The sequence below is a fragment of the Pseudomonas sp. GW821-FHT09E04 genome (assembly GCF_059416185.1).
In genome coordinates this window covers 269,712-295,008 of sequence record NZ_JBWKOR010000003.1, presented here as the reverse complement: position 1 = coordinate 295,008, position 25,297 = coordinate 269,712, and the positions used below count along the sequence as shown (strand labels likewise).

Here is a 25,297-nt window from a genome sequence, read left to right as displayed (position 1 = left end):
GTTGTCGTTCTCGGCAGGCCAGTGCCCGAGTGTATTAGCTCTGGCCGGCGAAGGCTCGTTCCAGTTCGGCGATGTCGAGTTTTTTCATGCCGAACATGGCCTGCATCGCCCGTTGGGCTTTGGTCTGGTCGGCGTCGGTCATCATGTGCATGAAGGCCACCGGCACGATCTGCCAGGACACGCCGAACTTGTCCTTGAGCCAGCCGCACTGTTGGGCTTCCACTGGGCCGCCGGCGGACAGGTTGCCCCAGAAGTGGTCGACCTCTTCCTGGTTCTGACAATTGACTTGAAACGAGATCGCCTCATTGAATTTGAACACCGGCCCGCCATTGAGCCCGGTGAAGCTGTGGCCGTCGAGTTCGAAACTGACGGTCATCACCGAGCCTTCCGGGCGGCCGTGGAATTCCTGGCCGACCTTGCTGTAGTGGGTGAGGGCGGTGATTTTCGAGTGATCGAAGATCGAGCAGTAGAACTTGGCCGCCGCCTCGGCCTGATCGTCGAACCACAGGCACGGGGTCAGCTTTTGAAAGCGTTGCATGGCAGTCATCCTCGGCAGGTTAGACACGCTGGATTAATAGCGTAGTCAGTCCGAAGCGGGTCGTAGGCGCCATAGATCGACAAGTGCGCCCAAAAACGTTTGTCGTTAGACTTGCCGCCCCGATTTTGCCGCAAGGACGCTCTGCATCATGGTTGCCTCTCGTACATGGGTTTTTTTCTGCCTGTTTGCCGCCGCGTCGGCCAGTGCCGAACCGTTGAGCTGTCAGCTCTCGGATCCGGCAAACAGGTACAGCGTCGATGTGACCATCGAGCATCCACCGACGCAGAACTTCGAGCCAGTGGCGGCGCAAGTCATCCTGCGCGACAAGTCCAATGGCGAAGTGTTGCAACGAATCGACACGGCCGATGCCGTCGACCTGGTTCCGCTCAACGATTCAGCCAAGGCCTTGCGATGCGACGAGCAACGTCTGGTGGTGTTTGGCGACTTCAATTTCGATGGACACCAGGATCTGGCGATCCGCAACGGTAACGACGGTGGCTACGGCGCGGCGTCCTACGACGTCTATCTGTTTGATCCGTCGAGCCCGGTGCTGGTGCCGAACAAGGCATTGTCGGCGCTGACTCGCGAACCGTATCTGGGATTGTTCGAAGTCGATTCCGCCGCTCGCCGGCTGGTCACTCACGCGAAAAGCGGTTGCTGCTGGCGCCAGAGCCGTACCTGGCAGGTGCAGAACAATTCGCCGGTCAAGGTGACCGAAACCATCGAGGTGGCACAGCGGCCGTCCGAAGGCAGCCCGCTGATGCCGGCGGGTTACACCGACGTCACGCAGCGGGAATTGAAGGACGGCAAATGGCTGGAGCAGCGTCGCCTTGAAGGGCCAGTAGGTGAAGCACCCGTGATGCTGCGGGGCAAGCTTGACGGCAAGATCGCATTCGAGCTGTGGTGGCAGATGCTGGGTGGCGTCTACATTGGCGAGGTTCGTTACACGAAAACGGGCAATGGCCAACCGATCCGGCTGGTGGGCGAGACCTACGATGACGGAGCCGTGTTGCTGCATGAGCTGGATGCCCAGGGCCGTGTCACCGGCGACTGGTACGTGGCAGGTGAGCCTGATGAGCACGGCTTTCAGGGCGGAACATGGCACGACGGCGACAAGTCTCTGATCTTCGAAGCGCGACCGACGGCGTTCCGGGTTGCACCGCAAAAGTTTCAGACGCCCACGGGCGAACAGCGTGAAGGACGTTACGTGATGATGGCGTCGGATGAGCGATCGGCGTGGCTGACGATCAAAATCGTGCCGGCCACCGAGAAGGGCGCGGGTGAGCAGGCGTTGATCCAGATGGCCGTGACGCAACCGGGCAAACCACCCCGTCAGGAGAACCGGCAGTGGCCGTTGCAGGCGGGCAATCTGGTGATTGGTCAGGATCAGATCGCCGAGCCGCTCTATCGTTTGCGACTGCTCGACGGAGCGGTGCAAGTGGAGGGTGCCGGTGAGTTCTCTGATTTCAGAGGGGCTTACGCAAAGCAACCCTGAAGGCGATTGTTGTCTTTATGACAAGCATGGAAGTCAATATGACTCTTTTATGGTCGAGTCATATTGACTTCTTATGGATTATCTAGCTGATTTATAACGATAAAAAAGCTGGCACAAGAGTTGATACATCAATCGTACAAACTGATCCGCTCAGGAGTACGAAAGATGTTCACTGTCTTCGAGAATCCGCTGAACGTTCTGCAGCTGTCGAGCAAAGTGCTCGTTGCCGGTCTGGTCATGTTGCTGGCCGGAATCTACGGCGCTTATCTGTATCAGGGCCCTATGCCGATTGCGTTGCTGGTAGCGATGCACGCCATGACCATCGTCGGCCCGACGCTGCTGAAAATCGGCTACGTGATGCGGCTCCTGTCTCAATATCGGCTGGGGCGGACTCACGCCGCCGTGGTGGCTTGAACATGCGCAGACTCGCGGCGGCGCCAGTGTTCAGCCTGGGCTTTCGGCCGCTGTTTCTGGCCGGGGCCGGATTCGCCGCTCTGGCGGTGCTGATCTGGGGTCTGTGGCTTTACGGCCACTGGTTCGATCTGCAACCGGCGGGCGGCATGCTCGCCTGGCATCGGCATGAGATGCCGTTCGGTTTCGCGGCGGCAATCGTTGCCGGGTTTCTGCTGACGGCGGTGCCCAACTGGACCGGGATTCCCGGCGTGCGCGGCGGGGCGTTGATCGCTTTGGTGTCGGTCTGGCTGCTCGGGCGCGTGGCCTGGTGGCTGCCGTTGCCGACAGGGCTGATCCTTGCGCTGCAATGGGGTTTTCTGCCGCTGCTGGCGGTGATGCTGGCGCGGGATCTGATCGCCGCGCGCAAACGCGACAACTACCCGATTGTGCTGGTGCTCGCGCTGATGGCGGGTTGTCAGGCACTGACCTTGATTGGCCTGTTCAACGATGACACCGGTTTGCAGCGCCAAGGCGTGCTGGGCGCGTTGTGGCTGATTGCGGCGCTGATGACTGTGATCGGCGGACGGGTGATTCCGTTCTTCATCCAGCGAGGCCTGAACCGTCCGCCGGCGCCGGCCGCCCATCCGTTGCCCACGCGGTTGCTGTTGATTGGCAGTCTGCTGACGGCGATCACGTTTGCGGCGGGTCTTAACGATGTGCCCCGGCCGTGGCTGGCAGCACTGTTTGCGCTCACCGGCAGTTTGCAAATACTGCGGCTGATCCGCTGGCATGATCGCGGGATCTGGCGCGTGCCGCTGCTCTGGTCGTTGTACCTGGCTTACGGCTGGATGGCATTGGCAACCTGGGCCATGGCGGCGTGGCATCTGGGGCTGCTTGGCCAGCAAAGCCTGGTGACTCATGCGCTGGCCGTTGGCGGTGTCGGTGGCTTGATTCTGGCGATGATTGCGCGGGTCAGCCTCGGTCACACTGGCCGGTTGTTGCAGCCACCGAAAGCCGTGGTGCTGGGTTTTGCGCTGGTGCTGATCGCGGCGGGTTGTCGGGTGTTGCTGGTGCCGTTTTCGAGTCTTGGCCTCGGCTTGTCTGTGGTGCTCTGGTGTGCGGCTTTTATTCTGTTCTTACGGCATTACACCGGGATTCTGCTCAAGCCAAGGCTGTAGCGTTTCATCCGCGGCGCTCGGCTATCATCAACAACGACTGTGGCACAGGGCTTTGCGGATGTTGTGGCTCGCGCAGACTGCTCAACTGAAATCCGGCCATGTCCAGCGCATTCAGCCAACTGGACAAGGTGCGGAAATACCACGGCATCGGTTGCCACTGGCCCTTGAAACCGTCGAAGGTTTCCTCGCGCCAGCCATCCTGATAATCACCCGCTGCCACCGACCACGGATGCAGCGTCTGGATCACCAGCGCACCGCCGGGCACGAGCAGGGCGTTCATGGCGGCGAGCAGCGGGATGATGTCCTGATGCAGCAGGGAAAAGTTGGCGCAGATCAGGTCGTAGTCGCGGCCGATGTCGACTTTCGTTTCTACCAAATCTTCATAGCTGGCGACCTGTACCGGTGAAGATCCTACCGCTTGCGCAGCCTCGATCAGCGTCGCATCACCGTCCACGCCGACCGCTTCGATCCCGCGCTCTGCCAGCGCCCGCAACAGCCAGCCTTCGCCGCATCCCAGATCGAGCACGCGCTCGGGTTGGCGCCCCATGATTGCCAGCAGAATGGCCTGATCGGTGACCTGCCGACGGCTCTCGATAGCGCCGCTGCGTACGGCTTCGGTCCAGGCCCGGGCGTTGTGGTGCCAGCTCTGGAGGAGGGTGGATTCAGGCGTGGACATGGCGAACTCCGAGGATGCGGGTGCAGGCAAGGATAGGTCAGGTGTAGTCGGCCAGACGAATCCGGTTGCGACCGCCACGCTTGGATTCGTAGAGCGCGCTGTCGCCCTGTTCGATCAGTGCCGTGAGGCTGGCCGGCGGCTGATCGAACACCTTGGCGCCGATGCTCAGGGTGACCGCTTGCGGGGTGACGTAAGTCTGCGAAGTCATCTGCTGAAACTGCTCACGCAGCGCACTGCCCAGCACCATGATCTGTTCGTGAGAAGTATCGCCCAGCAACATGACGAATTCGTCACCGCCCAGCCGGGCCGCCAGTGCGCCGTTGGGCAGCACCGCGCGGATCATTTCGCTGAGGGCGATGAGCTGCCGGTCACCAGCGGCATGGCCGTACAGGTCGTTGATCAGTTTGAAGTTGTCGATGTCGATCAGTAGCAGGGCGCCGGGGCGAGTGCTGGATACTTGATCGAGCAGGCGCGGCGCGCGGACTTCGAGGGCGCGGCGGTTGTACAGCGCGGTCAGCGGATCCCGGGCGGCCAGTTCGGCGATCTGTTTTTCGCGGCGGTAGCGCTCGGTGCCAGTCATCGACAGCGCGATCAGCATGATCGCCATCGCGCCTTCGACCAGAGAAATCTGAATGATCTCGCCGCGCAGCGACGCCAGATCGATCAGCGTGCCCGGAATCACCGCGATGATCGCCTTGGTGAAATAGAACGCGCCGTGGATCAGCAGTACATAGCGCAGTTGCACCGCACCGATGCTCAGCGACTTGCCGTGAGGGCGCAGCAACAGACTGGCCCGCAGCATCAACAGCGCAATCAGCAGCGAGTTGGCCATCAGCATGATCTTCGACCACGACGGATCTTCCGGTAACAGAAGCAACGACAGCCAGAGCAGGAACATCAAGTACCAGGCCCGCGACAACTGTCGCTGAGTAAACCGTGCAACGCCCAACAGAAACAGCCAGTGCGCAACCACCAGCAAACCGTTGGCGAACCAGATGCCGATCAGCGGATAACCATTGGCGCGCAGCAGGGCCAGGCTCGAACCGACGGTGATGGTGGCGAAACCGGCGCTCCAGAACAGCAGGGAAGGTTCGCGGATGCTGCGCCATTCGACCGCCAGATACAGGGCGGCCGCCGCGGCCAAGGCGGTGGAAATGGTGAGCATCGTGAGGGGATCGAGCGCCATGAACGGACGGGTCTGCCTGGATAGTGGTAATGGGCCACGATTGTAAGCGTTCGCCCAGTGGGCTGCTATTTTCACTCACCGGTTATTCCATTTTCAGGCGAGGTGTTCCATGGACCGGTTTACGGGCGGTTGTCTGTGCGGCGAGGTGCGGATCGAGGCGTCGGGGCGACCTTACCGTGTCGGGATTTGTCACTGCCTCGATTGCCGTAAGCACCATGGGGCGCTGTTTCATGCATCGGCAATCTTTCCCGAGGATGCGGTGGCGATCAGCGGCGAAACCCGGGACTATGCCGGGCGACATTTCTGCCCGCGCTGCGGGTCGTCGGTGTTCGGCCGCAGCGGCGATGAAGTCGAGGTGAATCTGGGCGCGCTGGATGCGCCCGATCAATTGCAGCCGACTTACGAACTCTGGACGGTGCGTCGCGAGTCGTGGCTGCCGGCGTTTCCATTGGCCAGACACTATGTGGGTAATCGCGAGGCAACGGGGAGAACCGAAGAGTAGCCGGGGGCAGGTATCGCACCTGACCCCGGCCAATAAAATCAGCCGCGAATAAAGGCCAGCAGATCCGCGTTGATCGTTGGCGCTTCTGTGGTCGGCATCCCGTGAGGGAAGCCCGGATAAATCTTCAGCGTGCTGTTCTTCAGCAATTTCGCTGACAGCACACCGGCGTTTTCATAGGGCACGATCTGGTCGTCATCGCCGTGCATCACCAGCACCGGGATCGAGATGCTTTTCAGGTCGGCGGTGAAGTCGGTCTGCGAGAAAGCAACGATCCCGTCGTAGTGCGCCTTGGCGCCGCCCATCATCCCTTGGCGCCACCAGTTCAGGACTACGGCCTCCGAAGGCTTGGCCCCGGGCCGGTTGTAGCCATAGAACGGGCCGGCCGGCACATCGTGATAGAACTGCGAACGATTGGCCGCCAATTGGGCCTGAAGATCGTCGAACACCGACTTTGGCAGGCCGCCCGGATTACTTTCGGTTTTCACCATCAGCGGCGGCACCGCGCTGATGATTGCGGCTTTGGAGACCCGATCCTCGCCATGCCGGGCGATGTAATGGATGACTTCGCCGCCACCGGTGGAATGGCCGACATGCACGGCTTTTTGCGTTCCCAGATGATTGACCACCGCCGCCACGTCATCGGCGTAGTGATCCATGTCGTGGCCGTCCCAGACCTGGCTCGAGCGTCCGTGACCGCGTCGGTCGTGGGCCACCACCCGGAAGCCCTGAGCGAGGAAGAACAGCATCTGCGCATCCCAATCGTCCGAGCTCAGCGGCCAGCCGTGGTGGAAGTGGATCACCGGGGCATCTTTCGGGCCCCAGTCCTTGTAGAAGATTTCGACGCCGTCTTTCGTTGTGACATAGCCCATGTTCGCTACTCCTGAAAAATGCGGAACGGAAACGTGAAGGGGTGAAGACAAGCGCTATGAACTCTAGGATTGAAGTGCACTTTAAGGTCAAGCAAGTTCCGAACGGTCATCGCTGGCGTGAATGGTGGGCCATAGCCGTTGTGCGCTTGACCTTAAAGTTTGGTTGAACCTTAGAGTGGCGCTGACCGGCCACCTGCCGGGCCACTCATCGAGAAAGGTCAGCGAACATGAGCAAGCGCTTTACAGAAGTCGAATTCGGATCGCACAAGGTCGAGGTGCTGGAGGGCGGCTACTACGACCGTTTTCGTATGAACCCCAATCTCGACGAAGTGGCCCGGGACAAGGCTGCCGGCAATATCGACTTCTTCCGGCGCATTCCCAAGCAGCAGGTCGCTTCGAGAGTCGGCCCGACCTGGGCGCCGAACTTCTATTACCGTTCCGGCAGCGTGCAGTTGCTGTTCCTGGCGCCGCTGGACCGTCTGCGCGCTACCTTGCCTGCGCCGCTTGAACCGCTGCGGGCATTTCCCGGTTATGGGCTGGTGGCGCTGACATTTTTCTCCTACTCGGTTTGCGACAACGATCCGTACGACGAAGTCTCCGTGGCGATTGTCGTGCGCCGCCCCGGCGCCCGTGGCTCCCACGCGCTGGAACTGATGGACGCCATGCGCCGGCGTAGCTTCACTGCCCATGTGCTGGCGCTGCCGGTGAACACCGAAATCGCCCGGGTGCGCGGCGTGCACGGCTATCAATTGCCCAAGTGGCGCGCCGACATCAACGTGAACATCGGCACCAGCGTCAGCGCCCGTATTGACGGGCCCAAGGGCCTGCCGGACCTGATCCTGAAAGCGCCGCTGCCGACCCTGAAAAACGTTACGCCGCAATCGCGCATGAGCACCGCCACCATGATTCATCAGGTCGATGGCCTGTGGCATCAGAGCGTGGTGCAGAGCAACACACTATCCTTTGCCCAACGCCTGTTTCCGCGCGATGTGCAGCTGGATCGCAACGGCGGCCCCCTGAGCCAGTTGCTCGATGGCCTCGGAGCTACGCGGATCCTGCGCCTGGACGTGATCAAGGACGCCCAGATCGTGCTCAACCTGCCCGTGCCGCTGACGGCGTTCGGTCAGGCCGGTGTCACCCCAAGAGAAGCTGCCAAATGACTCGTCGAATCCTGCACGTCGTGACCAATGTCGCCCACTATGCCGACCCGACCGAACCCACCGGGTTATGGCTCGGGGAGTTGACCCATGCCTGGCAGGTGTTCGCGGAAAAAGGCTTCGAGCAGCGACTGGTCAGCCCCAGGGGCGGGCGGAGTCCACTGGAGCCTCGGGCATTGAAGTGGCCGATGCTCGACCGCTCGGCCAAGGCCTGGCTGAACGATCCGGCGAGCATGGCGCTGCTGGCGAACACCGCCAGCCCGGAGCAGATCGACAGCGCGGATTTCGATGCAATCTACTTCACCGGCGGGCACGCGGTGATGTGGGACTTTCCCGACGACCCCGGCCTGCAACGGCTGACCCGGGAGATCTTCGAGCGCGGCGGGATCGTTTCGTCGGTCTGTCATGGTTATTGCGGGTTGCTCAATACGCGGTTGTCGGACGGCAGCCTGCTGGTGGCGGGGCGCAAGGTCACCGGTTACTCGTGGATGGAAGAAGTGCTGGCCGGTGTCGCGAAAAAAGTACCGTACGACTCGGAGCAACAGATGAAGGATCGCGGGGCGCGCTACGAAAAGGCGTTTCTGCCATTCACCTCGAATGTGGTGACCGACGGCAAACTGGTGACCGGACAGAACCCGCAATCGGCCAAAGCCACGGCGCAACAAGTAGCCGCGATGCTGTAGATCCATGACCGGTGGTCGCGGCGGCTGGTCGTCGGGGCAAAATGCGCTTAGCTGAAAGGGATAAGCCGAGGCGTGCACGGCATCGAATGCTGTCGCAACGCCCCTTCAGAACACCGTGAGTCTGAGGAAATCCCCGATGCTGACCTTGAACATCAATGGCAAGGATCAGGAGCTCGATGTCCCCGCGGACATGCCGTTGCTCTGGGTTCTGCGCGACGTCGCGCACCTGACAGGCACCAAGTTCGGTTGCGGCATGGCCCAGTGCGGGGCCTGCACCGTGCATGTCGATGGCGCTCCGCTGCGATCCTGCATCACGCCGGCCACCGCCGTGGCCCATGGGCAGAAGATCCTCACCATCGAGGGTCTTTCGACTGATGGTTCGCACCCGGTGCAACAGGCCTGGGCCGAGCTGGATGTGGTGCAATGCGGCTACTGTCAGTCCGGGCAGATCATGTCCGCCGCCGCGTTGCTGGCGAAAATCCCCAAACCCACCGACAGCGACATCGATCAGGCGCTCTCCGGCAACATCTGCCGCTGCGGCACGTATCCAAGAATCCGCGCAGCGGTCAAACGTGCCGCCGACATTGGCTGAGCGAGGGGAGGTGAGTGATGAACAGTCCTGTATCCCGTCGCGGATTTCTCAAGGGCAGTGCCGTGCTTGGCGGTGGTCTCGTCGTGGCTTTCGTGGTGCCCGGTGGCAACCGGTTTGCCACAGCGGCGGAAAATGAAGGCAAGGCATTTGCGCCGAACGCGTTCCTGCGGATTGCGCCGGACAACAGCGTCACCGTGCTGCTCGGCCATTCGGAAATGGGCCAGGGCATCTGGACCGGCCTGACCATGCTGATCGCCGAAGAGTTGGACGCCGACTGGTCGAAGATCCGCGTCGAGCACTCGCCGGCCTCGGCTGCCGATTACGGCATGCCGGCGTTTGGCGGGATGCAGATCACTGGCGGTTCGACCTCGACCTGGATGGAATTCGACCGTTACCGACTCGCAGGCGCTACGGCGCGGCAGATGCTGATCGAGGCGGCGGCCAAGCGTTTCAACGTGGCACCGTCGACGATCCGCACCGAGTCCGGCGTGGTGATTGCCGGTGACAAGCGCGCCACCTACGGCGAGCTGGCGGACGCCGCCGGGCAACTGCCGGTGCCGGATCCGAAGTCGATTACCTTCAAGGAAGCCAAGGACTGGAAAGTCATCGGTAAACCCACCAAACGCCTCGACACCCCGGAGAAAATCACCGGCCGCGCCAAGTTCGGCATGGACGTGCAGTTCGACGGATTGATGACTGCCATGGTTGCCCGGCCTCCGGTGTTCGGCGCCAGCGTCAAATCCTTCGAAGGCGCGCAGGCGCTGGCCGTTCCCGGCGTGCACAAAGTGGTGCAGGTGCCGACCGGCGTGGCGGTGATCGCGGATCATTACTGGGCGGCGAAACTGGGGCGCGATGCGCTGAAGGTTGATTGGGATCTGGGGCCGCACGCGGATCTCAGCAGCGAAAAACTGCTGGAGAGTTTCCGCAAACTGGCCGCCACACCGGGCATTTCCGCCAGCCAGGCCGGTGATGCCAAGGGCAGCTTTGGCAAAGCAGCGAAGAAAATCGATGTCGAGTACAGCGTGCCTTATCTGGCTCATGCGCCGATGGAACCGCTGAACTGTACGGTGAAGATCAGCGCCGACAAGTGCGAGATCTGGACCGGCACCCAGTTTCAGACGCTGGACCAAATGGTCGCCGGCAAGATCACCGGGCTGAAACCGGAGCAGGTGGAAATTCATACCGAATTCCTTGGCGGTGGTTTCGGTCGGCGGGCCAATCCGACTTCGGATTTTGTCGCCGAAGCGGTGCAGGTGGCGAAGGCCGCCGCGATGCCGGTGAAAACCGTGTGGTCGCGGGAGGACGATATCCGGGGCGGTTATTACCGTTCGGCGTTTTTGCATCGGGCCAGGATTGGGCTGGGAGCCGATGGCATGCCGCTGGCGTGGCAGCATGTGCTGGTCGGGCAGTCGATCATGGCCGGCACCATGCTGGAAAAAACCATGGTCAAGAACGGCGTCGATCAGACGTCGGTCGAGGGTGTGTCTGACAGTCCATACATTACAGGCCTCGCCAATCATCAGGTCGATCTGCATTCGCCAACCACCGGGATCAACGTGTTGTGGCTGCGCTCCGTGGGTCATAGCCACACGGCGTTTGTCATGGAATCGCTGATCGATGAAATGGCCGCGGCGGCGGGCAAGGACCCGGTGGAGTACCGGCGAACCTTGCTCAAGGATCACGCCCGGCATCTCGGCGTGTTGAATCTGGCGGTGGAAAAGGCCAACTGGAAAGCGCCGCTGCCCGACGGCCATGCGCTGGGCGTGGCGGTGCACGAGTCGTTCGGCAGCTACGTCGCGCAAGTTGCCGAGGTGTCCCAGGACAACCTGAAGATCCGCGTGCACCGGGTGGTGTGTGCGGTGGATTGCGGGATTGCGGTCAACCCGCAGAGCATCGCGGCGCAGATGGAATCGTGCATCACCTTCGGCCTGGGCATGGCGTTGCACAGCAAGCTGACGCTCAAGGACGGACACGTCGTGCAGTCGAACTATCACGACTATCAAGTGCTGCGCCTGAACGAGATGCCGGTGGTCGAAGTGCACATCGTGCCGAGCACGGACAAGCCCGGCGGCATCGGCGAGGCCGGTGTGCCGCCGACTGCACCAGCGGTGGCCAACGCGGTGTTCGCCCTGACCGGGCAGCGCCTGCGGGAACTGCCGCTGCAACTGTCGGGGGTGTGAGATGAAACGACATCTGTTGTTGGGCGCTGTGATGCTGGTCGGGCTGGGTGGCTATGCCTCGGACCTGTTCGCCGACGATCAGGAGGCCTTGAAAGCCTTCGGCACGGTGCAGAAAGTCTTCCAGAGCCCGCGCTGCCAGAACTGCCACATTCCTGGCGATTCGCCGTTGCAGTTCGACGCCGGCACGCCCCACGCGATGAACGTGGTGCGCGGCATGGACGGCAAGGGCGCCGCTGGTTTGCCGTGTGCCACCTGCCACGCCGAAGCCAATCCGCCGGCCAGTTATGGCCCCCACGCGCCACCGGGTGCCCCGCACTGGAGCCTGCCGCCGGCCTCGCACAAGATGGCCTGGATCGGCCTGCCGCCGGATCGCTTGTGCGCGATGATCAAGGACCGCAGCAGCAACGGCGACCGGGACTTCGCCGCGCTGATCAAGCACGTCAGCGAGGACAAACTGGTGCTCTGGGGCTGGAATCCCGGGCCGGGGCGGCAACCGGTGCCGGTGCCCCACGACATCTTCGTCAGTCAGTTCAAGCTCTGGGCGGACGCGGGTGGGCCGTGTCCGGTGGCCGGCGGATGAGCATTTGAGTCATCGCCAATCAGGGCTACGCTGAAGGTCACTGATAACAAGGGAGTGTGTGATGCTGGTGCCAGGCAAACCCGTCAATGAAGCGGCTCGAGTGCAAGCGCTGTATGGATTGAACCTGCTCGATTCCGCCCCCGAAGAACGCTTCGACCGTCTGACTCGACTGGCCAGGCGATTGTTCAACGTACCGATCGCGCTGGTGACGCTGGTGGACAAGGATCGGCAGTGGTTCAAGTCCTGCGTGGGCCTGGACGCGACCGAAACCCCACGGGACGTTTCGTTCTGCGGCCATGCGATTCTCAAGGATGAATTGCTGCTGGTGCCGGATGCCCGTCAGGACGTGCGTTTTCACGACAATCCTTTGGTGATCGGCGACCCGAATATCCGCTTCTACGCCGGTTATCCGCTGACCGTGCCCAACGGCAACAAGATGGGCACCTTGTGCCTGATCGACACCCGACCCCGCGAACTCGATGACGAAGAACGCGCCTTGCTGCGCGATCTGGCCGGCATGGCGGAGCAGGAGCTGATGGCCGTGCAGATGGCGAGCATGGACGAGCTGACGCTGTTGTCCAACCGACGCGGGTTCATGATGCTGGCCCAGCATGCGCTGGATGCCTGTGCACGGATGGGCAAGCCGGCGACGCTGCTGTTTTTCGACCTCAACGACTTCAAGCAGATCAACGACCTCTATGGCCATGCCGAGGGCGACAGTGCGCTCAAGACCTTCGCCGATGTGTTGCGCATTGCCTTTCGCGAAAGCGACGTGGTCGGGCGGTTGGGCGGCGATGAGTTCGTGGCGTTGCTGACCGGTTCCAGCCACATCGAAACCACGGCGATCATGGCGCGCCTCAAGGAAATCCTCGAAGAGCGCAATGCCACGTTGCATAGGGGTTATGCGATTCGCTTCAGTGTCGGGCAGATCGAGTACGACCCACGACGGCATGACACCGTGGATAAGCTGCTGGCGGATGCGGATGGGGCGATGTATGCCCACAAGCAAGCCCTGAAGCGAATCTGACGCTTATTTGGCAAACAACTGCCCGATGTCCTTGAACGCCTTGAACTCCAGGGCGTTCCCGCAGGGGTCGAACAAAAACATCGTGGCCTGTTCGCCCACCAATCCCTGAAAGCGAATCCCCTGCTCGATCACAGCCGCGTGTTATTTCAAGTAGAAGAGGCTATTAGTTGCCTGCTATTAGAATTACTTTTTTATGGCAAACGCTGCACTCAGTAGCTATTCCGTGAATCCTGTCTTGCGTTGTTATTATTTCTGTAGGTATGAACCCTTCCTCGTCAATGGTGGGTTCTTTTGTTATTCGCGCAAACAAATCAAAAACTTTGGAGGCTATTGATAAGATTTGATCCTCCGTCAAGATGGCGTGGAGTTCGTCGGTCTCAATGTGTTCCAGTGTTCTTTCTAGTTCTATGGCGAGCAAGCTTTTAGTGATGGGTTTCATGGTGTTTACTCACAGTAGCTTTAGCCATTCGGAAATGACTGTGCTTGAGTTTAGTAAATCTTCATATTTTTTCAGTAACGCCGGAGCTCTGGGTTCTCCTGATACGACTTTTGCCCTCAGTGTGTTAACCGCACTTTCAAGTGAAGCCATGAATTTTTTGATGGGCATATGAAGCCCCAATGTTTTAACCATGGCGTTGTTTATTATTCCTTTTTGGGTGCCGAATGTGGCAATGCCATCAATCCAGTTTCTGAAATATTCAACGTTTGTGAAACCCGCTGCATTGGTGTTCATGGGGTTGTTCAACGTCACTAGCGCTGAGCGCATTCTCGCAAAATCTACTTGATATTGTTTCCAGAACTCGACTGTGAGCCTGTTAGCCTCTAGCGTTTTCGCATGTTTGTATTGTTGGTATGCGATGACACAGGCGACAACGGCGATACCCCATGCAGCTATGCCAATTAGTGCGGCCAGCAATGAAATTGTGTCGGTTGTCGACATGCCAAATAGTGAAAAAACAGACGGATGATCACGTGTGGGCGAATCACAGTTTGCTATGACTTTGTTTTTGTAAAATAACTGCCCTATTGTAACGGTCGTAGGGTCGCTGTCTTTTAGTGTCTCACTGTCAGGTTTTATATGAAAATGTTGATTGGAGGAAGTTGGTTTTTTGAAGGCGTTGACAGGGCAGGTTTCAGCGACGGCTGTCGTAGAGGATTGCGCGAGCAGGAGAGCGATCAATAAAGTTGCGCGTAAATAAGTGGTCATTTTTAGGCGTGCTCATTCAGTGATAGGCGCAGACCTTGGAAGCTATCTCGAAATAATAGTCGATGATTTGCGCGATGCGTGATGCGAAATACGGAATAACCTTTATGAAGAAGTGGTATTTGATCTGAAGGATAAACATTTATCGTATCTGCCAGTTTTTTGAATTGTGCAGATCGACATTCATGAGGGCTGACTCTCGTTATCGCTGGAGAAAAGTGCAGCGTTGCCTGGAATCGCAGGCATGAAAAAGCCCGCCAATTGGCGGGCTTTTTATCGGCAGCGCGAAGATTACTCTTCGATGTTGCCCATGGCGGTGGTGTTGAAGCCGCCGTCCACGTACATGATTTCACCGCTGATGCCCGACGCCAGGTCGGAGCACAGGAAGGCGCCGGCGTTGCCGACTTCTTCGATGGTGACGTTGCGACGCAGCGGGGTTTGCGCTTCGTTGGCGGCCAGCATCTTGCGGAAGTTCTTGATGCCCGAAGCTGCCAGGGTGCGGATCGGGCCGGCCGATACGCAGTTGACGCGGGTGCCGTCCGGGCCCAGGGAGCCGGCCAGGTAACGGACGCCGGCTTCCAGCGAAGCCTTGGCCATGCCCATCACGTTGTAGTTAGGCATGGTGCGCTCGGCGCCCAGGTACGACAGGGTCAGCAGGCTGCCGTTGCGGCCTTTCATCATTTCGCGACCAGCCTTGGCCAGGGCCACGAAGCTGTAGGCGCTGATGTCGTGAGCGATGCGGAAACCTTCGCGGGTGGTGGCTTCGGTGAAGTCGCCATCCAGTTGGTCGCCCGGTGCGAAGCCGACGGAGTGCACGATGCAGTCCAGGCCGTCCCACTTCTTGCTCAGTTCTTCGAAGACCTTGGCGATTTCTTCATCGCTGGCCACGTCGCACGGGAAGCACAGCTCAGGGCTCGAGCCCCAGCCCTGTGCGAATTCTTCGACACGACCTTTCAGTTTGTCGTTCTGATAAGTGAAGGCAAGCTCAGCGCCCTCGCGATGCATGGCGGCAGCGATGCCGGATGCGATGGACAGCTTGCTGGCGACACCGACGATCAGTACGCGCTTACCGGCGAGAAAACCCATGTGTTGCTCCTCTTTCAGGTTATTGCGCAGTGGCTGGTGCCAGAAAAGCGGCTTCCAGCAACTGCTGTGTATACGGATGTTGGGGGGCGGCAAAGATTGCTTGCGCGTCTCCCTGTTCGACCACTTGGCCATGCTTGACCACCATCAGCTGGTGGCTCAGCGCTTTCACAACAGCCAGATCATGGCTGATGAACAAATATGTCAGGTTGTACTTGGCTTGCAGTGAACGCAACAGCTCCACCACTTGCCGCTGCACCGTCCGGTCGAGCGCCGAAGTCGGCTCGTCCAGCAGGATCAGCGCCGGTTTGAGCACCAGGGCCCGGGCAATGGCGATACGCTGCCGCTGCCCACCGGAAAATTCATGGGGGTAGCGGTGCCGGGTTTCCGGATCCAGACCTACCTCCTTCAATGCCGCAATAATCGCCGCTTCCTGCTCGGCGGCGGTACCCATCTTGTGGATCCGCAAGCCTTCGCCAACGATGTCGCTCACGCACATCCGCGGGCTCAGGCTGCCAAACGGGTCCTGAAACACCACCTGCATCTCCCGACGCAACGGGCGAACCTCGTTCTGCGTCAGGCAGTCTAGCTGCTTGCCTTCAAAACGGATCGCGCCTTTGCTGCCGATGAGCCGCAAAATCGCCAGGCCCAGAGTGGATTTGCCGGAACCGCTTTCTCCCACGATCCCCAGGGTCTGACCCTGAGGCAGGCTGAAATTGATGCCGTCCACTGCCTTGACGTGATCCACCGTGCGCTTGAGCAGGCCTTTCTTGATCGGGAACCAGACTTTCAAGTCCTCGACCTGCAACAGCGGCGCCCCGATTTTATTGCTCGCCGGGCCTCCGCTGGGCTCCGCCGCCAGCAGCTCCCGAGTGTACGGATGCTGCGGAGAACGGAACAGTTCTTCGCACGATGCCTGTTCGACGATGCAACCGCGCTGCATGACACATACGCGATGCGCAATTCTTCGCACCAGGTTCAAATCGTGACTGATCAGTAGCAGCGCCATGCCCAATCGAGCTTGCAATTCCTTGAGCAGGTCGAGGATTTTCAGCTGAACGGTCACGTCCAGCGCGGTGGTCGGCTCGTCGGCGATCAGCAGTTCCGGCTCGTTGGCCAGGGCCATGGCGATCATCACCCGCTGGCGCTGACCGCCGGACAATTCGTGGGGCAGGGCCTTGAGGCGCTTGTGCGGCTCGGGGATGCCGACCATCTCCAGCAACTCCAGCGTACGCTTGGTCGCGACTTTGCCGGTCAGGCCCTTGTGGATACCGAGCACTTCGTTGATCTGCTTTTCGATCGAGTGCAGCGGGTTGAGCGAGGTCATTGGCTCCTGGAAAATCATCGCGATCCGGTTGCCGCGGATGTGGCGGATGGTCTTTTCGCTCAGTTCCAGCAGGTTTTGCCCGGAATAGGTGATGCTGCCGGCCGGATGCCGCGCCAGCGGGTAGGGCAGCAGGCGCAGGATCGAGTGCGCCGTCACCGACTTGCCCGAGCCGGACTCGCCGACCAAGGCCAGGGTTTCGCCACGCTTGATGTCGAAGCTGACGCCTTCGACCACCCGGTGCGAGCGTTCGCCCGTGCCGAATTCGACGGCGAGGTCGCGCACTTCGATCAGATTGTCCTGATTCATTTCACTTCCTCGGGTCGAAGGCATCGCGAGCGGACTCGCCGATAAACACCAGCAGGCTCAACATCAGCGCCAGCACCGCAAACGCGCTCATGCCCAGCCACGGCGCCTGCAGGTTGGATTTGCCCTGGGCTACCAGCTCACCCAGCGACGGACTGCCGGCCGGCAAGCCGAAACCGAGGAAGTCCAGCGCGGTGAGGGTGCCGATGGCGCCGGTCAGGATGAACGGCATGAAGGTCATGGTCGAGACCATGGCGTTGGGCAGGATGTGGCGGAACATGATCGCGCCGTTCTGCATCCCCAGCGCCCGGGCCGCACGCACGTATTCGAGGTTGCGCCCGCGCAGGAACTCGGCGCGCACAACGTCCACCAGGCTCATCCACGAGAACAGCAGCATGATCCCCAGCAGCCACCAGAAATTCGGCTGGACGAAACTGGCGAGGATGATCAGCAGGTACAGCACCGGCAAGCCCGACCAGATCTCCAGGAAGCGCTGGCCGGCCAGATCGACCCAGCCGCCATAGAAACCCTGCAAGGCCCCGGCGATCACACCGATGATCGAACTGAGCACGGTCAGTGTCAGGGCGAACAGCACCGAAATCCGGAAACCGTAGATCACCCGCGCCAACACGTCGCGGCCTTGATCGTCGGTGCCCAGCAGGTTGTCCGCTGACGGCGGGGCAGGGGCCGGGACTTTCAGGTCGTAGTTGATGCTCTGGTAGCTGAACGGAATCGGTGCCCACAGCACCCACGCGTCCTTGGCCTTGAGCAGTTCGCGGATGTACGGGCTCTTGTAGTTGGCCTCCAGCGGGAATTCGCCGCCGAAGGTGGTTTCCGGGTAACGCTTGACCGCCGGGAAGTACCAGTTGTTGTCGTAGTGCACCACCAGCGGCTTGTCGTTGGCGATCAGTTCGGCGCCGAGGCTCAGGCCGAACAGGATCAAAAACAGCCACAGCGACCACCAGCCACGCTTGTTGGCCTTGAACAGTTCGAAGCGCCGGCGATTGAGAGGGGACAGGTTCATCTCAATGCTCCCGGCTGGCGAAGTCGATGCGCGGATCGACCAGGGTGTAGGTGAGGTCGCCGATCAGTTTCACCACCAGCCCCAGCAGGGTGAAGATGAACAGGGTGCCGAACACCACCGGGTAATCGCGGTTGATCGCCGCTTCGAAACTCATCAGGCCGAGGCCGTCGAGGGAGAAGATCACCTCCACCAGCAGGGAGCCTGTGAAGAAGATGCCGATGAAGGCAGACGGGAATCCGGCAATCACCAGCAGCATCGCATTGCGGAATACATGACCGTAGAGCACGCGATGGCGGGTCAGGCCCTTGGCTTTGGCGGTGACCACGTATTGTTTGTTGATCTCGTCGAGGAAGCTGTTCTTGGTCAGCAGGGTCATGGTTGCGAAGTTGCCGATTACCAGCGCGGTCACCGGCAGCGCCAGGTGCCAGAAGTAATCGAGGACCTTGCCGCCCAGGCTCAACTCGTCGAAGTTGTTCGAGGTCAGGCCTCTTAGCGGGAACCAGTCCAGATAGCTGCCGCCGGCAAACACCACGATCAACAGGATCGCAAACAGAAACGCCGGAATCGCATAACCGACGATGATCGCCGAACTGGTCCAGACGTCGAAATGGCTGCCGTGTCGCGTGGCCTTGGCGATCCCCAGCGGGATCGACACCAGGTACATGATCAGCGTGCTCCACAGCCCGAGGGAGATCGATACCGGCATCTTCTCCTTGATCAGATCGATGACCTTGGCGTCGCGGAAGAAGCTGTCGCCGAAATCCAGGGACGCATAGTTCTTGACCATGATCCACAGACGTTCCGGCGCCGACTTGTCGAAACCGTACATGTGCTCGATTTCCTTGATCAGCGCTGGGTCCAGGCCTTGCGCGCCGCGATAGGCGGAGCCGGCCACCGACACTTCGGCGCCGCCGCCAGCGATGCGGCTGGTGGCGCCTTCGAAGCCTTCGAGCTTGGCGATCATCTGCTCCACCGGCCCGCCGGGCGCGGCCTGGATGATCACGAAGTTGATCAGCAGAATGCCGAACAGGGTCGGGATGATCAGCAACAGTCGCCGAAAAATATACGCCAGCATCTGATTACTCCGTGCCCACAGGGTCGGCTTGCAGTTGGGTTTGCACTTCTACCGCAGGTTTCGTGTCGGGTTTGACCCACCAGGTGTTAATGCCGATGTCGTACTTGGGGGAGACTTTCGGGTGGCCGATGTGGTTCCAGTACGCCACGCGCCAGCTCTTTATGTGCCAGTTGGGGATCACGTAGTAACCCCATTGCAGCACGCGGTCGAGAGCGCGGGCGTGGGCCACCAGGCTTTTGCGCGAATCGGCGTTGATCAGGTTCTCCACCAGATGATCGACCACCGGGTCCTTCAGGCCCATCGAGTTGCGACTGCTCGGCTTGTCGGCGGCGGCGCTCATCCAGAATTCGCGTTGCTCGTTGCCGGGTGAGTTGGACTGCGGAAAGCTGCCGACAATCATGTCGAAGTCCCGCGAACGCACACGGTTGACGTACTGCGAGACGTCGACACGGCGAATCACCAGATCGATGCCCAGGTCAGCGAGGTTGCGCTTGAACGGCAGCAGCACCCGCTCGAATTCGGTCTGGGCCAACAGGAATTCGATGACCACCGGTTTGCCGGTGGCGTCGACCATTTTGTCGTCGACGATCTTCCAGCCGGCCTCTTGCAGCAACTGATAGGCCTCGCGTTGCTGCAGGCGAATCATGCCGCTGGCGTCGGTCTTCGGGTTCTCGAAGGCTTCGCTGAACACCTGCGCCGGGAGCTGGCGGCGGAACGGGTCGAGGATCGCCAGTTGATCGGCGTCCGGCAGGCCGGTGGCGGCCATTTCCGAGTTCTCGAAGTAGCTGCGGGTGCGCACGTAGGCGCTGTTGAACAGTTGCTTGTTGGTCCATTCGAAGTCGAGCAACAGACCCAGCGCCTGACGCACGCGAACGTCCTGGAACACCGGGCGACGCAGGTTGAAGACGAAGCCTTGCATGCCGGTCGGGTTGCCGTTGGGGATCAGTTCCTTGACCAGTCGGCCCTCGGTGACGGCCGGGATGTTGTAGGCGTTGGCCCAGTTTTTCGCGGTCATTTCCAGCCAGTAGTCGAACTGCCCGGCCTTCAGCGCTTCCAGCGCGACGGTGTTGTCGCGGTAATAGTCGGTGGTCAGCACGTCGAAGTTGTAGAACCCGCGATTGACCGGCAGGTCCTTGCCCCAGTAATCCTTGACCCGCTCGTAACGTACCGAGCGCCCGGCCTTCACTTCGGCGACCTTGTACGGGCCGCTGCCCAGCGGGATTTCCAGGTTGCCCTTGTTGAAGTCGCGACTGGCCCACCAGTGTTTCGGCAGCACCGGCAACTGGCCAAGGATCAGCGGCAGCTCCCGATTGTTGTTGTGCTTGAACTTGAACAGCACCGTGAGCGGGTCTTCGGCGACGGCTTCTTCGACGTCGCTGTAGTAGCCGCGAAACATCGGCGAGCCTTCCTTGGTCAGGGTCTCGAAGCTGAACACCACGTCTTCGGCGCGCACCGGGTGACCGTCATGGAAGCGCGCTTCGGGGCGCAGGTAGAAACGCACCCAGCTGTTGTCCGGGGCCTTTTCGATCTTGCTGGCGATCAGGCCGTATTCGGTGAACGGCTCGTCGAGGCTGTGCTTGGTCAGGGTGTCGTAGATCTGCCCGACATCGTCCGCCGGCACGCCTTTGCTGATGAACGGGTTGAGGCTGTCGAAGCCGCCAAAACCGGCCTGACGGAAGATCCCGCCCTTGGGCGCGTCGGCGTTCACGTAATCGAAGTGCTTGAAGTCGGCGGGGTATTTCGGCGGCTCGTTGTACAGCGTCACGGCGTGTTGCGGGGCGGCACAGGCCAGCCCGGCGAACAACAGGCCGCAAGCCTGCACGAGCAGGGTGCGAACGGCGTTCATTGACCTTTCTCCGAAGATTTCAGCCACCACGCGCTCAGGCCCAGGGTGTAGGGCGGCGTGCTGACGAAGGCGAACCGGTTGCGGTACGCCAGACGGTGATAATTGAGGTACCAGTTGGGAATGCTGTAGTGCTGCCAGAGCAGCACGCGGTCCAGCGCCTTGCCGGCGGCGACCTGTTCGTCGCGGGTGCGGGCGGCGAGCAATTGCTCGAGCAGATGATCGACCACCGGGTTGGCGATGCCCGCGTAATTCTTGCTGCCCTTGACCCCGACCTGGCTGGAATGGAAGTACTGCCACTGTTCCAGACCCGGGCTGAGGGTCTGGTTGAGGGTCATCAGGATCATGTCGAAATCGAACTGATCCAGGCGTTGTTTGTACTGGGCGCGGTCCACCGTGCGCAGGCGCGCGTCGATGCCGATGCTGTTGAGGTTTTCAATGTACGGCTGGAGGATCCGCTCCAGGTTCGGATTGACCAGCAGCAGTTCGAAACTCAGCGGTTGGCCGGCAGCGTTCTGCAAGCGCTGGCCGTTGAGCTTCCAGCCAGCCTCGGCCAGCAATGCGAGGGCCTTGCGCATGGTTTCACGGGGAATGCCGCGCCCGTCGGTCTGCGGCAGCGTGAACGGCTCGGTGAACAGCCGGGCCGGCAATTGATCCTTGTACGGTTTGAGCATCAGCCATTCGTGACCAACCGGCAGACCGCTGGCGCTGAATTCGCTGTTGGGGTAGTAACTGGTGGTGCGCTTGTAGGCGTCGCTGAACAGCGCGCGGTTGGTCCATTCGAAGTCGAACATCAGGCCCAGGGCTTCGCGGGTCTTGACGTCCGAGAAGGTGGCTCGCCGGGTGTTCATGAACAGACCCTGGCTCTGGGTCGGGATCTGGTGCGGGATCTGCGCCTTGATCACATCGCCCCGTCGGATCGCCGGGAAGTTGTAGCCGTTGGCCCAGTTCTTCGCCTGATGCTCGATGTAGATGTCGAACTCACCGGCCTTGAAGGCTTCGAAGGCCACGTCGCTGTCGCGGTAGAACTCGACTTCCATGCGATCGAAGTTGTACTTGCCGCGATTGACCGGCAAGTCCTTGCCCCAGTAATCCTTGACCCGTTCGAACACCAGTTGCCGCCCCGGCGTCACCGAGGTGATGCGGTACGGCCCGCTGCCCAGCGGCGGTTCGAACGTGGTGGCCTTGAAGTCGCGGCCCTTCCAGTAATGCTGGGGCAGCACCGGCAACTCGCCCAGACGCAGGATCAGCAGCGGGTTGCCCGAGCGTTTCATCACGAAACGAATGCGCTGCGGGTTGAGGATGTCGACCCGCAACACTTCCTGAAGGGCGGTGCGATACAGCGGATGACCTTCCTTGAGCAATAGGCGATAGGAGAACGCCACGTCGTAGGCGGTGATCGGCGTGCCGTCGTGGAAACGCGCTTCCGGGCGCAGGTTGAACACCACCCAGCTGCGGTCTTCGCTGTACTCCACCGACTGGGCGATCAGCCCATAACTGGAGGCCGGCTCATCGCCGGACGGCGAATACTGGCCGGTGCCGACCATCAGCGGCTCGTTCAGCTCGTTGATGCCGTATTGCAGGAAATTCGGGGTGGTAACCGGGCTGGTGCCCTTGAAGGTGTAGGGATTCAGCGTATCGAAGGTGCCAAACGCCATCACCCGCAAGGTGCCGCCCTTGGGCGCTTGCGGGTTGACCCAGTCGAAGTGGGTAAATCTGGCCGGGTACTTGAGCGTGCCGAACTGCGCATAACCGTGACTTTCGGTGATCGTCGCGCTGACGGGGGAGCTCAAGGCCAGGCTGATCAGGAGCAGGAGGAGGGGACGCTTCAAGTCAGATCCGATCCAGGCGGCTTGGGCTTTGTGGGCCGTACAGTAACAGCTTGTATGGACAGGAAAAAGACAGGGGGTTAATGCGCGCTTAATTGTGGGAGTCGCTGGCGGCGAAGGCAAAAAATGACAGACAAAAAAAGCCCCTGAAATTCAGGGGCTCTTTATCAGTGCGGCTGGTAGACCGTGAGCATCTGCCCAGGCTTGAGCGCCTTGCCGGCGCCCGGGTTCCAGCGCTTGAGATGCTGCATCTCGACGTTGAAACGCTTGGCCACCACGTACAGCGTGTCGCCTTGCTTGACCTTGTATTGGGTCTGTTTCTGGTTGTCGGTCTTGCTGCTGGTCTTGCTGTTGGCGGCCAGCACCGTGTTGATGCGTCCGCCGCTGGTGTTGCGGGCCGGCGTGCGCTTGGTGGTGTCCTGCATGACCAGGGTCTGGCCGACCTTGAGGTTTTTGCCGGTCATCTTGTTCCAGCGTTGCAGGTCCTTGACGTCGACCTTGTTGGCCTTGGCGATGGACGCGAGGTTGTCACCACGCTTGACCCGGTAGGCACGCTTGAGCTTGGCGACTTCGGTCGGATCGGCACCTTCGAAGACCGGTTTCAGCGATCGAGGGCTGATCAGTTCTTCAGGACGCATGGTCTGCAGGCTGGCGGTCAGCAGCTGCGCCTTCGAGGTCGGCACCAGCAGGTGCTGCGGGCCGTCGATGGTGGTGCGCTGCTTGAAGGCCGGGTTGAGCTGGAACAGCTCGTCTTCGTCGATGTTGGCCACCGCTGCAACCTTGGACAGGTCCATGCGCTGGTTGATTTCGACGACCTGGAAATACGGTTCGTTGGCGATCGGGTTGAGGTTCACCCCGTAGGCTTCCGGCGACAGTACCACTTGCGACAGCGCCAGCAGTTTTGGCACATACGCCTGGGTTTCCGCCGGCAACGGCAGGTTCCAGTAGTCGGTCGGAAGGCCCAGTCGCTCGTTGCGTTCGATGGCGCGGCTGACCGTGCCTTCGCCGGCGTTGTAGGCCGCCAGGGCCAGCAGCCAGTCACCGTTGAACATGTCGTGCAGACGGGTCAGGTAATCCATCGCTGCCGTGGTCGAGGCAGTGATGTCGCGACGGCCGTCGTAGAAACGGGTCTGGCGCAGGTTGTAGTAACGCCCGGTGGAAGGGATGAATTGCCAGAGACCCACCGCGTCGGCCCGGGAATAGGCCATCGGGTTGTAGGCGCTTTCAATCACTGGCAGCAGCGCCAGTTCCAGCGGCATGTTGCGTTCTTCGAGGCGCTCGACGATGTAATGAATGTAGAGGCTGCCGCGTTCCCCGGCGTTCTCGAGAAAGGAAGGGTTACTGGCGAACCACAGGCGCTGTTGCTCGATGCGCGGGTTCACGCCCAGGCCTTCCTGGAGCTGGAAACCACCGCGCATGCGTTCCCAGATGTCCTGGGGCACCTGCGGGCTGGGCTTCTCGGACAACCAGATGGGCTTCTGCTTGGCTCGCGCAGCAATGTTCGGCGTATGGGTCGCTTCAGTCTGCGGAGCATGGCTGGAACAGCCCGCCAGCGTGGCGGACACAGCCACCGCGATGGCTTGCGCCAGGCGGGTCAATGCGTCTGAATTGACGGACTTACGTATGGATGACGACATTGGCTGGAAGTAAGTTCCGGGCAAAAATGTCGGGGGATTCTAGAAAGCGCACCCCCTGCGGTCAACCATTCAGAGTTTTTGTACCAAGTGGTGAACGGCTTAGAACTTATCTTTCCAAGCCCGCAGAGCCGCAAAAACCTCACTCGGCGCCCGGTTTTGAGCGCCATTCCGTTCGTCCACTTTTTGTGTAACTAATGTTTCACCGGTACGTAAAAACGGGTTTGTGAGCTTTTCCAGGGCCAGGGTCGAGGGCAGGGTCATGACGCCGTTCTGCCGTTGCTGGGTGACTTTTTCCAGACGGGCGGCAATGTTCGGGTTGCCCGGTTCCACGGCGGCGGCAAATTTCAGGTTGCTCAGGGTGTATTCGTGAGTGCAGTAGACCAGCGTGTCTTCCGGCAGCGATGCCAGACGTCCCAGCGAGTGGTGCATCTGCTCCGGTGTGCCTTCGAACAACCGGCCGCAACCGGCGGCGAACAGGGTGTCGCCGCAGAACAGCAGGCCGTGGTGGTAATAGGCGATGTGCCCCAGGGTATGGCCGGGAACGGCGTAGACATCGAAGTCCCAGCCGAGCACACGCACCTTGTCGTTGTCCTTGAGGGCTACGTCTCGCCCGGGAATGCTTTCGCTGGCCGGCCCGTAGACCGTGGCATCGGTTGCCTTCTTCAGCGTTTCGACGCCGCCGACATGATCATGGTGATGATGAGTGATCAGAATATCGGCGAGCACCCAGCCCGGATGCGCAGCGAGCCATGCCTGCACAGGGGCGGCATCCCCCGGATCGACCACCGCGCAACGCTGGGTAGCATGATCCTGTAACAACCAGATGTAGTTGTCGGTGAAGGCGGGCAGGGCACTGATCTGTATCATCTTCGGATTCGCCAAGCAGGTAACATTGGCGCATCTTAGAGGTTCCTGG

General features: G+C 60.7%; 23 protein-coding genes and 1 pseudogene. 10 read left to right on the top strand and 14 right to left on the bottom strand.

The window, feature by feature from the left end:
- Nucleotides 1-34: 34 nt before the first annotated feature.
- On the bottom strand, nucleotides 35-538 hold the full coding sequence (locus AC07N4_RS12430) for a VOC family protein (protein WP_493066126.1): 504 nt from the start codon (nucleotides 536-538) through the stop codon (nucleotides 35-37).
- 148 nt (nucleotides 539-686) lie between these two features.
- Here AC07N4_RS12430 and AC07N4_RS12425 point away from each other — a divergent pair, with 148 nt between their 5' ends.
- From AC07N4_RS12425 to AC07N4_RS12415, 3 genes are all read left to right on the top strand, one after another.
- Nucleotides 687-2,033: an FG-GAP repeat protein gene (locus AC07N4_RS12425; protein WP_102621906.1), complete on the top strand. Its 1,347-nt coding sequence runs from the start codon at nucleotides 687-689 to the stop codon at nucleotides 2,031-2,033.
- Between the two features lie 165 nt (nucleotides 2,034-2,198).
- Nucleotides 2,199-2,447 carry a transmembrane sensor/regulator PpyR gene (locus AC07N4_RS12420; protein WP_493066127.1) on the top strand — a complete coding sequence of 83 codons (249 nt, stop codon included), beginning with the start codon at nucleotides 2,199-2,201 and terminating at the stop codon, nucleotides 2,445-2,447.
- A gap of 2 nt (nucleotides 2,448-2,449) precedes the next feature.
- Nucleotides 2,450-3,604 (top strand): NnrS family protein, encoded by a 1,155-nt coding sequence (locus AC07N4_RS12415; protein ID WP_493066128.1) that lies wholly within the window; start codon nucleotides 2,450-2,452, stop codon nucleotides 3,602-3,604.
- 4 nt (nucleotides 3,605-3,608) lie between these two features.
- On the opposite strand, the gene AC07N4_RS12410 is transcribed toward AC07N4_RS12415, so the two are convergent.
- Nucleotides 3,609-4,280 carry a class I SAM-dependent methyltransferase gene (locus AC07N4_RS12410; protein WP_493066129.1) on the bottom strand — a complete coding sequence of 224 codons (672 nt, stop codon included), beginning with the start codon at nucleotides 4,278-4,280 and terminating at the stop codon, nucleotides 3,609-3,611.
- A gap of 37 nt (nucleotides 4,281-4,317) precedes the next feature.
- Nucleotides 4,318-5,466, bottom strand: coding sequence for a GGDEF domain-containing protein (locus AC07N4_RS12405; protein ID WP_493066130.1), 1,149 nt, complete (start codon nucleotides 5,464-5,466; stop codon nucleotides 4,318-4,320).
- 109 nt (nucleotides 5,467-5,575) lie between these two features.
- On the opposite strand from AC07N4_RS12405, the gene AC07N4_RS12400 reads away from it, so the two are divergent.
- Nucleotides 5,576-5,968 (top strand): GFA family protein, encoded by a 393-nt coding sequence (locus AC07N4_RS12400; protein ID WP_192560457.1) that lies wholly within the window; start codon nucleotides 5,576-5,578, stop codon nucleotides 5,966-5,968.
- A gap of 38 nt (nucleotides 5,969-6,006) precedes the next feature.
- Here the strand turns inward: AC07N4_RS12400 and AC07N4_RS12395 are convergent, their stop codons facing one another.
- Nucleotides 6,007-6,837, bottom strand: a complete 831-nt coding sequence (locus AC07N4_RS12395) for an alpha/beta fold hydrolase (RefSeq protein WP_493066131.1) — start codon at nucleotides 6,835-6,837, stop codon at nucleotides 6,007-6,009.
- A 227-nt stretch (nucleotides 6,838-7,064) separates the two neighbouring features.
- On the opposite strand from AC07N4_RS12395, the gene AC07N4_RS12390 reads away from it, so the two are divergent.
- The 6 genes from AC07N4_RS12390 to AC07N4_RS12365 all read left to right on the top strand — a co-directional run bounded on the left by AC07N4_RS12390 (nucleotide 7,065) and on the right by AC07N4_RS12365 (nucleotide 13,056).
- Nucleotides 7,065-7,997, top strand: a complete 933-nt coding sequence (locus tag AC07N4_RS12390; RefSeq protein WP_493066132.1) for an acetoacetate decarboxylase — start codon at nucleotides 7,065-7,067, stop codon at nucleotides 7,995-7,997.
- Nucleotides 7,994-8,677 carry a type 1 glutamine amidotransferase domain-containing protein gene (locus tag AC07N4_RS12385; protein ID WP_493066133.1) on the top strand — a complete coding sequence of 228 codons (684 nt, stop codon included), beginning with the start codon at nucleotides 7,994-7,996 and terminating at the stop codon, nucleotides 8,675-8,677. The genes AC07N4_RS12390 and AC07N4_RS12385 overlap by 4 nt, the downstream gene beginning before the upstream one ends.
- Before the next feature lie 136 nt (nucleotides 8,678-8,813).
- Nucleotides 8,814-9,269 carry a (2Fe-2S)-binding protein gene (locus AC07N4_RS12380; RefSeq protein ID WP_085708608.1) on the top strand — a complete coding sequence of 152 codons (456 nt, stop codon included), beginning with the start codon at nucleotides 8,814-8,816 and terminating at the stop codon, nucleotides 9,267-9,269.
- Nucleotides 9,270-9,286: 17 nt separating this feature from the next.
- Nucleotides 9,287-11,449, top strand: a complete 2,163-nt coding sequence (locus tag AC07N4_RS12375; protein WP_493066134.1) for a xanthine dehydrogenase family protein molybdopterin-binding subunit — start codon at nucleotides 9,287-9,289, stop codon at nucleotides 11,447-11,449.
- Nucleotide 11,450: 1 nt separating this feature from the next.
- Nucleotides 11,451-12,029, top strand: coding sequence for a hypothetical protein (locus AC07N4_RS12370; RefSeq protein ID WP_493066135.1), 579 nt, complete (start codon nucleotides 11,451-11,453; stop codon nucleotides 12,027-12,029).
- A 61-nt stretch (nucleotides 12,030-12,090) separates the two neighbouring features.
- Complete coding sequence (locus AC07N4_RS12365) at nucleotides 12,091-13,056, top strand: GGDEF domain-containing protein (protein WP_493066136.1); 966 nt, start codon at nucleotides 12,091-12,093, stop codon at nucleotides 13,054-13,056.
- Between the two features lie 3 nt (nucleotides 13,057-13,059).
- Here AC07N4_RS12365 and AC07N4_RS12360 read toward each other — a convergent pair.
- From AC07N4_RS12360 to gloB, 10 genes and pseudogenes are all read right to left on the bottom strand, one after another.
- Nucleotides 13,060-13,188, bottom strand: a pseudogene (locus tag AC07N4_RS12360) (VOC family protein); the annotation flags it as partial.
- A 316-nt stretch (nucleotides 13,189-13,504) separates the two neighbouring features.
- Nucleotides 13,505-14,263, bottom strand: coding sequence for a hypothetical protein (locus tag AC07N4_RS12355; RefSeq protein WP_493066137.1), 759 nt, complete (start codon nucleotides 14,261-14,263; stop codon nucleotides 13,505-13,507).
- A gap of 288 nt (nucleotides 14,264-14,551) precedes the next feature.
- Nucleotides 14,552-15,346, bottom strand: coding sequence for an enoyl-ACP reductase FabI (gene fabI, locus AC07N4_RS12350; RefSeq protein WP_003202751.1), 795 nt, complete (start codon nucleotides 15,344-15,346; stop codon nucleotides 14,552-14,554).
- A gap of 19 nt (nucleotides 15,347-15,365) precedes the next feature.
- A complete protein-coding gene (locus AC07N4_RS12345) occupies nucleotides 15,366-16,976 on the bottom strand; it encodes an ABC transporter ATP-binding protein (protein ID WP_192560463.1) in 1,611 nt (536 codons plus the stop codon).
- A gap of 1 nt (nucleotide 16,977) precedes the next feature.
- Nucleotides 16,978-17,997, bottom strand: coding sequence for an ABC transporter permease (locus tag AC07N4_RS12340; RefSeq protein WP_102621892.1), 1,020 nt, complete (start codon nucleotides 17,995-17,997; stop codon nucleotides 16,978-16,980).
- 1 nt (nucleotide 17,998) lies between these two features.
- Nucleotides 17,999-19,072, bottom strand: a complete 1,074-nt coding sequence (locus AC07N4_RS12335) for a microcin C ABC transporter permease YejB (RefSeq protein WP_273540970.1) — start codon at nucleotides 19,070-19,072, stop codon at nucleotides 17,999-18,001.
- Between the two features lie 4 nt (nucleotides 19,073-19,076).
- A complete protein-coding gene (locus AC07N4_RS12330; RefSeq protein ID WP_493066138.1) occupies nucleotides 19,077-20,918 on the bottom strand; it encodes an extracellular solute-binding protein in 1,842 nt (613 codons plus the stop codon).
- A complete protein-coding gene (locus AC07N4_RS12325) occupies nucleotides 20,915-22,747 on the bottom strand; it encodes an extracellular solute-binding protein (protein WP_493066139.1) in 1,833 nt (610 codons plus the stop codon). Before AC07N4_RS12325 ends, AC07N4_RS12330 begins: the two co-directional genes overlap by 4 nt.
- Before the next feature lie 164 nt (nucleotides 22,748-22,911).
- Nucleotides 22,912-24,381 (bottom strand): transglycosylase SLT domain-containing protein, encoded by a 1,470-nt coding sequence (locus tag AC07N4_RS12320; protein ID WP_096820533.1) that lies wholly within the window; start codon nucleotides 24,379-24,381, stop codon nucleotides 22,912-22,914.
- Nucleotides 24,382-24,480: 99 nt separating this feature from the next.
- On the bottom strand, nucleotides 24,481-25,248 hold the full coding sequence (gloB, locus tag AC07N4_RS12315; protein ID WP_096820708.1) for a hydroxyacylglutathione hydrolase: 768 nt from the start codon (nucleotides 25,246-25,248) through the stop codon (nucleotides 24,481-24,483).
- Nucleotides 25,249-25,297 lie beyond the last annotated feature (49 nt).